Here is a 13,442-nt window from a genome sequence, read left to right as displayed (position 1 = left end):
TGTCATTATTGGCAAACTTCTATCTGCGACGTTTGAGTAACGCCATTCTCATTATAAGTATCTATGGCAAAATAATAAGTAACACCCTGATTCAAGCTTCCGATTTCCAGGGCAGTGTCTCCCATCACCTGGAAATTGTTATACAGTTTGTCTTTCGCCACGCCATAACGGACAATATACCCTTGAGTATGCGGCACTTCATTCCAGCTCAAACGTACCTTACACGGATCGGTAAGATCCCGTTCCACTGTAAAGCCATTCACTGCACGCGGCTTACTACCCAGACCGTTACCGAAAATCCTCAGATCACGGACGGACAGATTCGACGATACTGTATATTCTTTATTCTGCAATTTGATATACCGAGCCTTAAACGGAGTATCAAATTCGATATAGTCATGAGGAGTATCAGTCTTTTTAGTACTGTAATCCACTACCGGATACCAGTCTTCGCCATTGGCAGAAGCAGAGATTAGATAACTTTGGTAAACATCCGGAACAAAGCCTCGCTGATTCGCTCCGTATTCGTCGAAATTCACCTGTATGGCCTGAATGGAAGAGAGTTTCTGCAAATCGACCTGTAGCCATTCGTCTGCTTTATTCGATGCGGCAACCCATGCCGTGCGGGAATCTTCATCCACCGTATTCTCTGCCGGATAACCATCCAGTGAAGAAGAGACTGTGACCGGTTTCTTATAGGAAAGCAACATCCAATCGGGTTGATAGTTTCCGGCAGTCTGCTCTTTGCCTCCGGGCAGATACATCGGATAATCTCCTAAATAGGTATTCGTATATAGGTAACCATCCTTATCGAAACCGGCAGGGAAGAAAGAAACTCTCCGTTCAAACATGTGACGGACGGAAATCGAGTTGGTTGCCGCTTTCCAATAGTTTTCGTTACCGACCGTAAACATACAGCCATGTCCGGCACCACCGATAAATCCGGTCGGTTTATAAGAGACCGGACTGTTTTCCATATAGGTAAACGGACCGGTAGGAGATGCGCTGACATACACACCGTCCGCATACGACTTCCATTCGGTTCCCGGACCGGCATATTGTAAATAATACTTACCTTGATGAGCCGTCATCCAGGCTCCTTCGATATAAGGACGACGGGGCAGTTCGTTCAATTCTCCCGTTCGTTCCCAGCCATGATTTTCCTTATCACTGTTAAAGCAGGCGATCACTTCTGTTTTAGCTTCCAATGTATTCAGGTCCAGTACCTGCATATAGATCGGATCGACAGGCGAACAGCCATAGTACATATACAAATTATCCCCTTCTACATAGAAAGCAGGGTCCCAGAAAGACCAGATTTCCTTCACCGGCTCCCACTCTCCTTTTTCCGGAGCGGATGAACGGTACAACATTCCTTTCCCATGGGTAGACCCCACATAATACAGGTAGTCATTGTGTATAAAAAGCCCCGGTGCATAATCCTCGATGGGCAGCACGGAATCGGTTATAAAAACATGTTTCCAATTAGTAAAATCATCCGAATACCAATAGCCTGACGACTTGGATGCAAACAGATAATGTTTCTCTTTGAAGGTTACTACAACCGGATCGGCAGCTTCCCGAATTCCCTCACCTCCATCTATTTTCATGAACCGATAATTGAGGTTCACCGGATTACAAAACGTTTTCGGAGACTGGGCTATTTTAGCTTCGATCTGGTGAGAATCCTGGCAACTTACCAAAAGAGGTACAGCCAGCAAGGTTAGCAATAACTTTTTCATACTTCTTGTATTTATCACATATAAAGATTGAGTTTTCCAGGTATTTACGGGAACAAATATACAGATTAGCAAGTAGATATACAACAAAAATGGCAACATTTACTGTCTTACAAACAATATCTATATATAATCATCCTTCATACAATAAGCTCGCATACTTTACAGTACCACGGAAAACTCCTGACAACAGATATCCGTAAGATACCAGGATGCCTATATCATTAAAAGTAGCACTATAGTGCCAGGGTATATAGCACTACTATGCTAGCTCCCTTGACACTATAGTGCTATACTCCCCAGCACTATTGTGCTATTTTAATATCCTTCCGCTCTTCGTAAAACAAACGATTCTACCTTATCGCCATTGGCAAGACGGTACAATGTCCAGGTATTTCCATCTTCATCGGCCTCCAACCTCCAGTCGTAGGACGGATCCCTAAGAAGTTTCTTCAGCTGTCGGGGGAAGGCATTCGCCCGGCGGGCATCTTCCCAGGTACGAATGGCTTTGAATATCTCGTCTTTCTGCGGACAACTTTCTACATCTTCCTGGTTAATGGCCAGGAAATAGGTTGCACCGTATCCGACTGAGATGGCCTGCACATGTTCATATTGTTCTACAGTTGAAGTATCTTTGATAGCAAAATTACCACCGAACGAAACCGGATAATAATTCGAATAGGTCACATCGCGCAAGTCTTTTCCCTGACTGGTCGCACTTCCCCATTCACGGGTGTCGATATCATACAGGTTACGTCCGCCGCCTACATTCCATACACTCTGGTAATGCCAGGAGCCTTCCGACAAGGTAGCACCGGAGAAACGGATATAGGGAACATCCAGCTCTTTGGCTCTTTCAAATAGTTTGCGGAAAAAACGTTTGGCAGAATAATAGCCATGGCCGTTGTTGAACAGAAATTCCTGTCCGTCGAAATCATAAAGAGTCAGACCGCTATGGGTAGCCACCTCTGCATAATATTCGGCAATCTCATCCTGAAGGGCCAGGTTCGGGATCAATCCGTCGTAACCGTAATTGATGGTCACCTGCAATTTATAAACAGGCTCATTAGCTTCATGGCTAGCGGCCTGCGTTCCCCAATAGCCACGAGTTACATGCTGTAATGTATAAGGAGCTGTTTCGGAAACTCCCAGATAATGAATCAGTTCCTTTCCGATTTTCAGAATATTCAGGTCTTTGCAATGACCTTCCCAACTGGCTATTTCTTCCAGGTATTTCGGATCATCGACCACTATCAGCGTATCCTGGGCGGTGATACTTTTCATCAACGTGCGTTTCTGTTGATAACATAGGCTGTCGCTGGGGACAGGGCTGGCATCCTTAGTACCTGGTGCCAGTGAGTTGGTAATGCAGACACGACCTAACATCAAACCTTCGGCGGCAGCCAGGTCGGCAAACTCACGATGTGATTTATTTCCTGAATTAAAACGGAAAGGCTTCTTTGTTTGAGCTTTTCCGTCCAGATACCCTTCGTTGGCACGGTCGGGACGCAAAAATCCCTGATCGTATGCATGGATGGCAGGGAAGCCCAAACGGGCGGTATACGAAATAATGCTGTCGTAACGGTTACCGCTGGTCATTACATCCGGACTAAAGGCAGCCGGGTCTTTGATCCATTTTCCTTTTACGGTCGGATAAGGCAATCCTTCCGAGAGGACAATATTTTGAATGACATCCAACAGCGCCGTACTGTCCGGACTACCCCATAAAGCAACGGAAGAACCGATAAAATCGACATCCGGTATAGGTTCCACATCGATATGGTTCGGAATGTTTGCCGGCATATTCGGGATCAGGGAATAAAAGACCTGGCGCGGTTTGCTGCGATCCCTCGACTGATAATTCAGATAAATGCGTCCCAGGCTATCCACCAAAGCCGCATTTCCGTACATGATCCGGTAATAAGGTTCCTTATTGGCATAGAAAGCGACATCGCTGACGCCATCACCACCCAAAGTAAATATTTGTCCTTCATGCAAACTGTCAGGCAACGGGTAGCGTTCTTTATCCGGCGTGTGAATGATGTATTGGAAAGGGGCAGCATCGCCTTCGATATCGGGTGTACCGCCTAATGTATTATCATCGAGAGCGAGCACGCCGATACTGTAATTCACCACATCGCTGGTATCGCGAGCAACACCGATAATTTCACCTAACAGGTTGGTGATGTTGGTATAGTAGCTTCCCCATTGAATCGCATCGATACCGTTTCTTGGCTCCAGGCTATTCAATGTCAGTTTAAAATATTTACCACTGGGTTGCAATGAGACTTCAGCCACAGAACCGTTCGGATATTCCAACGTAAAACAATGAGTTGCGTCATTGAAAACGGCACTTTGCGGTGTGTAAAACACCCTTTTCTCAGAATCATATAACGACATCAACGGAGAGGGTTTATCAGCTGGACTGAACTCGCGGGCAGGCGAAACAGTCGTATTTTTCATACTGGTAATATACCCCTTGTCATTCACACCGATACTGAAATAGTCGGTATTGAAATCCCAGGTCTTCTCTGTCGTACAACTGAAAAGAAGTAAAGAAGCAGCACATAATGAAAGGACTTTCTTATATTCTATCATAAGAGTTGTTATTAATTTGTTTTTAGTTTATAGGTTACAGACTTACCCGCCTTTACCGTCACTTTATCATTCCATCCGAGGAAGGCATTGTCGCCCAGCGGACGGGCTGCTTCTTCTGCATTCTCTGCAAAGAGGGTGACAGTTGCGTCGTAAGCGGTCGGGTTCGTAATTTGCAGAACTAATTGTTTCTTGTTCTGTTTGATTATTTTCGCTTCTACATGATCAAAGACATAGAGGGAGCCGAGGTCTGTCCGAACATAAATACCCGGAATCTCCAATGCCATCATGGCACCGTTTGTTTCATTCCAGCCGGTCTTACCACCGTCTCCGCGAGAGCCACGGCTATCGGCATCACAATAAGTAAGACGTTCTGTAATCTTTCCGTTGGGTTGTATGCCTTCTGCATGGGCATGGATTACGTCACGGAGTAATTCTGCATAAGAAACATCGCCGGTAGAACGGTATAGTTTGAACAAGGCATCTCCGGACTGCGTACAAAAACCCGGAGCGCCGTGCTTATTCTGTGTACTTGCCCAAACGGCACCGGTCAGATTGGCTCCCAGTTTTGCCAACGGAGTATCTTCCGGCAGACGGTAAGGGAAAGATACGGTCCAGGTGGCACATAGATTGGCCAGGTCGGCCGATTGTTTCAGATATTGTTCTTTCCCCGTCACTTCATAAAGTGTCATTAAAGAAGTAAGCAGAGCAACCGCCGTTTCGGAGTCTGCATTTTGAAGGATATCTCCGCAACCACCGGAGGTAAAGCCGACTAAAGCAAAATTATCGTAATAATCCGCAGCAGCTTCGCAGGCAACTTCCAGGTAAGAGGGATTCTTATAATATTCGGAAGCCAGGGCCAATCCAGCTACTGCCATTGCTCCGCTTGTCGTATTGTATACAGCTACGTCGCCTGTTTCCACATTCAGATAATTCCCCCATGTTCCCTCTTTTTTCCAGGTATTGACAAAGGCATCTGCCAACAGACGCACATTCGTTTCCCAACCGGCATCGATAATAGAAGCTTTCCCCTGTTCCTTCAATAACATAAATTGTTTGACCATCCAGTAAAGTACATCGCCGTTTTTACGGGTCAGACCGATTCCTGGATTGTTGACAGCCGCATCACGGTATAAGACTTTTCCGTCCGATCCGAGAACATCATAATAGTAACCGCTTTTCCCTTTTGCACGCGGCAGTCCGAAGTCGAACGTATTTTTCACTTTCCGCAAATGCTCCTCATCGCCTAAAGCCAGCATCGGATAGGTATTCATCAGACCGCCAATCCAACCGTAAGAGATCCAGTCGGCATTCTCCGGACAATAATATTCCCACTGGTCACCGACATGATAACGGTCGTCGATATTCCGTACCATCCGTGTCAGCACCTCACTCATCGGCATCAGATTACGGGGAGCTTCCCCGGCAGTATGTAGTTTACGATCTTTCATAAAGCGCGCCAGTAATTCCGGAACATCTTCACAGGGAAAAGTGATCTCGGTAACCCGTATAACGATTTTATCTCCCTTCTTCACCTGTATTCCCCGGTCAGGACTTTTACTGAAACCGATAAATTCCGGTTTACGTTCCCGTACCCCCGGAGCACTGATAACAAAAGAGGCGATACTGCGATCAGGTGTTTCTTCTACGATCAGGGCATGATCCAATAGTTGCTTATTCCATTCGATACCCTGGTCGGTCAATAAAATCGTCCCGGACTTCTTCCCCCGTTCCAGCATCGTCATGGCAGGAGTCGCCGCATTGCTGACATTGACCTCCAAACGGGAGGAAGCTCCGAACTCAGGAGAAAGCTGCGGAATCGGATTGGAAGTCAACGCCAGATCCTTCCGGTTATAATCTGTCTTATCGAGCCCCGTAGCATACGAGCGATTGACAATACGTTGCCTGTTACCGTTATAAACGGAAGAAGGGATCATCACATAGTTATCGCTTGTCCAGCCATACCGGTCGAATGCCACTGCCACGCCGGCATCTTTCATATCCTGTCTGGCTGTGAAAGAAAAAGTATATAGTTTGCCACCATTAGCCATTGTCTGTTCGGTCCGTACCTCCCAGGCAGAAGACGAATTGATCTCTTCACACTGCTTTAACTCGGCCTCGTTGTAAGAACATTCCAACAAACGGATATTTTTAGTTACATCCTTCACTGCCGGTAACCAGCTTCCTTTCCCTGAAAGCTGCGGAATTTTCTTATCAGCATGAACCTTCCTCCCGGAAGGTTCTGCCAACAAGTTCTGCATAAAAGCAGAGCATACAAAAAAACTAATACATATAAAAACACACTTATTGAAATTCATTTGCTTATTTCTCCAGAATTAATGATAAAGGCTGGTAGGCCTTCAAGTTAATAGTTATTTTATTTTGCTTCACAGGAAAGGCTTTTCCCTGACGCTCTCCACGTAAATTACAATACTGGGCCGTACGATAACCACAGTCAGGTAATGTGATCACACATTCACCCGCATCCCCGGCCTGTTCCCAGACACGCAGAACGTCTCCGTCTCCGTCCGTATTGGCTCCGAAGGCTGTAACCAAAACACCTTTCTTCGACAACTGTATTCCTTCTGCCGACACAGGTAGTTCGCCACCTTTTCCTTCCCGGTAAACAGCCATAAGAGGCACACGGGTTTCTTCTGTCGGAGTAATCAGTGAAGGCTCATTTTTATATTCATCGACCGACCATAGATAAACCTTCGCCGACAAGGCACCTTCCACCCACTCTGTAAAGTTTGTTCCCCACTGGGTATTGAATAGATTGACAAACACATTCGGTCTTTGAGGAATGAAGTCACCGGTAAAACGATACAACCCCGGGCGATCCAGGCTGACTGCCGGAGCATTCGGAGTATTCAATCCGAATCCCTTCCCTTTCGGGTCGACAACAGCCATCCCTGTATTCAGAAAATAATAATCATGATTAGAACGCTTTATAAAATCCGTAGCCGGATTAACGACAGCCCCCGTACGTCCTAAATGAAAAGTCGGCTGAGAGACATTGAAAGGAAATGCCAGCCATCCGCCTTCCGGCTGCATATCGGCCCGCTTACCCTGCATACCCCAACAGATTTCCAGGTAAGGAGAATCTTCATAAAGCGTATAGGTCAAAGTATAATCTTCACCACGACCGGTACGGCAGAAGGCTGTGGCTTCCACCGAGTGTGCAGTTTGATTATAAACAATCCGTAAAGCTTTACCTTTAACCATTTCATACTTTAAAGCCGGATCGACCGGACGTCCCATCTCCTGGTCTGCCCAACCATGATGACCCGGTTTAACGTATGCCTTGTTATATCGTTCGATCTCTTCATTACCAAACTTCTCATGAATAAACTCACCAAAGCTGTATTCATTGCCGGTATCGACCATCTCCTGCTGCCGTTTCTTATCCCAAACAGACAACAGAGCACCGTTTTCCGATGAAATAACAACTTTGAAATAGGGATTCTCAATCACATTTTCCACCTGATCGACACGAATGGCATGAGCCTTTTCCGAAACAGGCTCGGTTATCACCGAATATGTTTTATATCCCAAAGTAGGTACATCATGAGCGGTAAATGAAAGATAGTTACCCTCATTATAAGCAGGAATGACCTTGCCGGTCTGTTCGTCTTTCAATCCATAAACAGTAAATTTCTTCTGATACACATCCATAAACAAAGAAACGACACCCGAACGTTTCCAGGGTAACGGGTTATATACCACCACCTTCTGCCCATCCCCTTCTACGGCATTGGCCAAATTACGCATGTCTTTACGTAAAGAGGGGATAAGATATTGTTTCGACCGATGTACACGGTTAGCCTTTTCATTCCATGATTCTTCAATAAAATCATAAGCACCTTTCGCACGATCTATTACAAACGGATCGCCATATTTCCAAAAAGCCTGGTGGCCGTGACTGATTGCCAGTCCGAAAGTATGTTCGTCAAATAATACCGACTGTTCGATAGCCTTGTCGACATACGGTTTCACAGGTTCCGCTTTCACGTTCCAGCCTTTCAGCAATGTGTTCAAGGTCTCTTCATTATAGATCAGACGCTGCATCGATTTATTGATCTTCACCTCCTTGGGCATTGACATATAACCATGAATCCAGGTGTCGGGCATATCTCCGCGTACCACAGGAATAGATGGATTTTCTTTCATCAATGTATCGTAAAAATCTTCCAGTTGTCCTATCCTGACCCTGGCTCCCGGTACTTTCTTACGGGCTTCTTCCAATACAGCCGCAACCTCTTCCGGTTTCGGAGCTCCGGTATTTTCATGTGTATGGATCATGGCTAACCATGTTTTATGTTTCCACCCTTCAGGCGGCAAAACACCTGATCCATAATATTCAGCCCAGTTAAATGTCAGTAACCGGGAGCCGTCAGGACCTTCCCACCAGAATAATGTCGGAAGTTCCGGAGAAACTGACCCCGGATTACATCCGATATGTAAAATCTTTACTCCTGCCTGTGTCAGCAGCGTCGGTAAAATCCAGGAATGACTGGGAACGTCAGTCAGTTTAGCACCTCTTGTCAGCGGATGTCCATACGTCCGGTTGATCTGAGAAGAATAGGACATTCCGCGAACCAACGTTTCCAGGTCGCTCGACTCCGTTTCATAAGTAAAAGGAAGAGCATGCACCCTGAAACGTCCATCTTTCAGGGCTGTCTCAATACCCGGCTTCCGGTCTGCCGATACATTGTCCAGTATATATTTCATAGGCCATCCGGGGAGTGTCCACACAAACTGTTGTTCCGGTGGCAACTTACTCGTTACATCCACCGAATGCAAAGTTTCATCCATCATGGAAGTGGCATATTTCTGCAATATAGATTCCGACCAGTCTGTATATCCAATATCAAAATGCATTTTAAATACAATTATGATATCTTCTACCGATGTCTTTTCAGAACCTTTATCAACATCTATCGCAGCTATTTGTGCGTTCGACCGGGATATAAATAGTACCAGTACGATAAAAAGCAAAATTCGTTTCATATAAGTGTAAGTATAATGTGATGCAAAAATAGGAGGAATAGCATATAATCGATTTATACTTTCCTTTTATTAAGTTATACAATCTTACGTATTGTACCAAATACAATTAGTACTTAGTAGCTGAGCCTATTTTTATGTCGACTATTGCTTTCTCCAACCCCTCTGATGTTATAGTCAAACGAAGCGGACGGACTCCATTCCGTTTCGCTTTGATTATCGCTAAAAACAGGCCGTTAAAGGCAGGACGAGCCGGTTCTGAGAAAGTGATCAGACAGGTCGGATCCCCATTATCGGTTGCCACGATCTCTCCGTCTCCCTCCAATGTGCAGGTAATCATATTTTCGGCAGTCGGTACGGCATTTCCGTCTTTGTCTTCGAACGAAACTTTTACGAAAACCAAATCCTCACCATCCGCCTTGATTACGGTCTTATCCGGTTCGGCTTTTAAACGAATAGCATCACCGGTTGTCTTCACCGAAGCCTCTGCCCATTTTCGATTTTGCTTATAGGCAACAGCTATCAATTCGCCCGGCTGATAGACCACACTGTCCCAACGGAAGCGATATTCATAAGGTTGTTTCACTTTCTTTCCTAACGATTCACCATTTAAGAACAACTCCACCTCATCACCAGAGCTGTAAACAAATACAGGTGTTACCAGCCCAATCCTGTCCGGAAAATTCCAGTGCGGAAGAATATGTACCATCGGCGTATCCGGCATCCAGCGGGATTTATATAAATAATAGCGATCTTTAGGAAAGCCCGCCAAGTCGACAATCCCGAAATAACTGCTGCGGGAGGTCGGGCGGTTACGTTCTATCTTTTCCAGTTCTTCACGCTGTGCAGCCAGTTCTTCTTCACTCATAGCTGCCGAATGGTTCAATAAAACACTGGCATCACTGTTGAAAGGAGTCGGCTCACCTAAATAATCGAAGCCGGTCCATACAAATTCTCCACAAATACCAGGATACTTATCCAATGCGGCAAACTCCCAATCAGGCAGTCCTCCCCATCCCGGTTCCGTTAAATCGTATGAGGAAACATGATACTGACGAGGGAAGTATTCACCTCTCGAACTCATTGTTGAACTCGATTCGCTGGAATAACCGGACAAGTGTTCATGTCCCTTCTTATTTAGAAACTCTCCATAAAAATCAGGACCTCCATATACACCGGCTGCATAATTCATACCATGCACATCGACTTGCAATTCCGTACCGTTCATAGCCGACTTACTCGGATAAGAAGCCCCGAACGTAGCCGGGCGGGTACGGTCAAAGCAATGTACAACTTCTGTCAAATGCCGGACGATTCCCCTTTCCGGTTCATATTGTTCCGGTAACTCATTCCCCGTACTCCACATAATAACGGAAGGATGATTACGGTCACGACACACCAACATCTCGATGTCTTTCTCATGCCATTCATCATATAAGACGCTGTAATCGTTTTCTTTTTTACCGATCGTCCAGCTATCAAACAACTCATCCATCACAATGAAACCCATTTTGTCGGCAAGCATCAACAGTTCCGGTGCAGGCGGATTATGGGATGTTCGAAGCGCATTACAACCGAAACTCTTCAAAATACGTAACTGACGCTCCAAAGCCACCACATTCATCGCCGCTCCTAAAGCACCCAGGTCATGGTGATTACATGTTCCATTGATCTGCACCCGTTTTCCGTTCAACAAGAAACCATTGTCATGTGTAAATTCGATCGTGCGGATACCAAACAGGACATCATAAACATCTACCTGCTTGCGTTTATTATACACCGTAACCCGAGCCAGATAACGGTTCGTTTCTTCGATACTCCACAACTTGGGTGATGCTATGCAAAGCTCCACACTGTCTATCCCGGTCTTTCCGGAAAGCAATGTCAATGGGCGTTTGTCGGATTCGGCGACTAATTTACCTGGACGATCGTCCTCGTCCAATTCATAAATATCTACTTTATAGGCTCCTTTCGTATTATCAGAAAGTGTGTTCTGTATCTCCACAGCCACTTTAGCGACAGCCTGTTCGGGAGTAACCTGAGGTGTTGTCACAAAAACACCCCAATGAGCTACATGCACCGGTTCCGTTTTGACCAGTCGCACATGCCGATAGATTCCTGCTCCCGGATACCAACGCGATCCAAACTTTTCGGTGTTCAACCTCACAGCCACCACATTCTCTTTTCCATAAAGAAGATGAGGAGTCAGATCAACCCGGAAAGAACTGTAACCGAAAGGACGTTCACCGACTTTCTTTCCGTTCAGCCAAACCTCGGCATTTGCCATGGCTCCGTCGAAGTCCAGATAAAACTGTTTCTGCTTATCTTTCACCGACACTTCGAAATGTTTACGATACCAACCGATCCCTTGCCAGGGGAGCTTACCGGTATATCCATCCAAATCTTTACGAAACGGACCTTCAATCGCCCAATCATGAGGGACATCCAACAATCGCCAACCCGAATCATCGAACGAGCTGGCTTCGGGAGAAGCCGGTTCCGGACAACGAGAGCCATCAGCCTGTAAGCCAAACCGGGCAAACCGCCAGTCTCTGTCAAAATTCAATTCTTCCCGCTGTCCCCATGCAAACAGCCCGATACAGATAATCCATATACTAATTAAAACAAACTTTCTCATAACGATTTTACCAAGCTATCTCTTATTCGATATTCAATTATCTTTTCTCAAAAACAAACCATTCCAGGTTCAATAAATTTTCCTCGGAGGTCTCCGCTCCAACCGCCTTAAAGACCAATACCAGTGCATGTTTTCCTGTGACCGGTTTGATTTTCGTTTCATGAATAGCATACGCCGTTTCACCCTGCATCGGAGCTATCTCGCAGGTCCCGATCAACTCACCGTCCGGACTATCCAGGCGAATCTCGATCTTAGCCGCTTTGTTTTTATCCCAGGTCTTACAAATGAAATGGTTGACATCCGAACCGGTAAAGTCATAATATTTCCAATACGCATGATCGCCATCGCGAATAGCTGCCAGATATTCGACCGGAATATCATTCGCCGGACGACGTACGGATACCATAACATTACCTGACATCAGACAAGCTCTGGCAGCATCCATCCGGTATAAAGGAGAGATAGGTCCGCCAATCCCCTGCGTAGTCATTTCTACTTTTGGGATCGTTCCGTCCGGATTAAAAGTAATTGGCTCCAGGCAAGCCTTTCGCATGGTCGCACTAGCATGAGTGGGACGATGATAAGCAATGTACCACTGACCGTTGATTTCGGTAATACAACCATGGTTATTCACCAAATTCCGGCCACTGCCCCAATTATCGATAATAACCCCTCTATACGTATAAGGGCCTAACGGCGATGTCGATGTCGCATAATCCAACGTTGCACAATTGGATTCTCCATGCTGCGAATGGCTTCCATACACAAAATAATAGATACCATTCCTTTTCCGGACAGAACTGCCCTCGTTGAAGAAATGAGTTTCATACGTCAGCAAGCTATCGTGCACGGCACCTTCGATCGAGAGCATATCTTTACTCAATTTCGCTCCTTTGGCATATCCTTGTCCCCAATAGAGATAGGCCTGCCCATCATCATCAATGAATACGGAGGGATCGATACCTTTTGCACCTTCCATCACTTTTCCATTTTTAAACGGACCGTAAGGAGAAGAAGATACAGCGACACCTTCATCGTCACCACCTCCTGCCAAACAATAGTAGAGATAATATTTTCCGTCATGATAGATACAATCCGGAGCGTATAAGATCCTGTCGGTATAATCCACTTGTTTACCCGGTCCGTCAGTAGCAAAAGAAAATTGTTCCACATTCCAGTTCACCAGATCGGAGGAAGAAAGCACGTTATAGGAACGCGAACACCAGGCGTTGCCCGGTTCATCACGCGATCCGTAGACATAGATACGTCCATCGGGCATCTGTCTTACTTCCGGATCAGCGATATATACTCCCGGAGGTGCGATAGGATTAAGCATTCGGTTGGTTGAAACAGGGGCGGCATTACCATCCGCTACCTGTTTTATGTCAAACTGACAACTGGCAAGCAGTCCTGCCATAAGCAGGCTGCCCGCCAGGGATAAATGAATTTTATATGACATTGAT

General features: G+C 45.8%; 6 protein-coding genes. All 6 read right to left on the bottom strand.

Translation table 11 applies throughout. The features are described from left to right. Positions 1 to 5 precede the first annotated feature (5 nt). Positions 6 to 1,742, bottom strand: a complete 1,737-nt coding sequence (locus P3L47_RS10560; RefSeq protein WP_277783585.1) for a discoidin domain-containing protein — start codon at positions 1,740 to 1,742, stop codon at positions 6 to 8. 315 nt (positions 1,743 to 2,057) lie between these two features. Further along, on the bottom strand, positions 2,058 to 4,337 hold the full coding sequence (locus P3L47_RS10555; protein WP_277783584.1) for a hypothetical protein: 2,280 nt from the start codon (positions 4,335 to 4,337) through the stop codon (positions 2,058 to 2,060). Positions 4,338 to 4,348: 11 nt separating this feature from the next. Next, positions 4,349 to 6,595, bottom strand: coding sequence for a hypothetical protein (locus P3L47_RS10550; RefSeq protein WP_277783583.1), 2,247 nt, complete (start codon positions 6,593 to 6,595; stop codon positions 4,349 to 4,351). A gap of 61 nt (positions 6,596 to 6,656) precedes the next feature. Next, positions 6,657 to 9,344, bottom strand: a complete 2,688-nt coding sequence (locus tag P3L47_RS10545) for a glycoside hydrolase family 38 N-terminal domain-containing protein (RefSeq protein ID WP_277783582.1) — start codon at positions 9,342 to 9,344, stop codon at positions 6,657 to 6,659. A gap of 106 nt (positions 9,345 to 9,450) precedes the next feature. Continuing rightward, the gene (gene galB, locus P3L47_RS10540) at positions 9,451 to 11,979 is read right to left on the bottom strand and encodes a beta-galactosidase GalB (protein WP_277783581.1); all 2,529 of its coding nucleotides are present in this window, start codon (positions 11,977 to 11,979) and stop codon (positions 9,451 to 9,453) included. 37 nt (positions 11,980 to 12,016) lie between these two features. Then, complete coding sequence (locus tag P3L47_RS10535; RefSeq protein ID WP_277783580.1) at positions 12,017 to 13,438, bottom strand: family 43 glycosylhydrolase; 1,422 nt, start codon at positions 13,436 to 13,438, stop codon at positions 12,017 to 12,019. Between the last annotated feature and the right edge of the window lie 4 nt (positions 13,439 to 13,442).

Source organism: Parabacteroides chongii (genome assembly GCF_029581355.1).
Taxonomy (GTDB): domain Bacteria; phylum Bacteroidota; class Bacteroidia; order Bacteroidales; family Tannerellaceae; genus Parabacteroides; species Parabacteroides chongii.
This window is presented reverse-complemented; position numbering and strand designations above follow the sequence as displayed.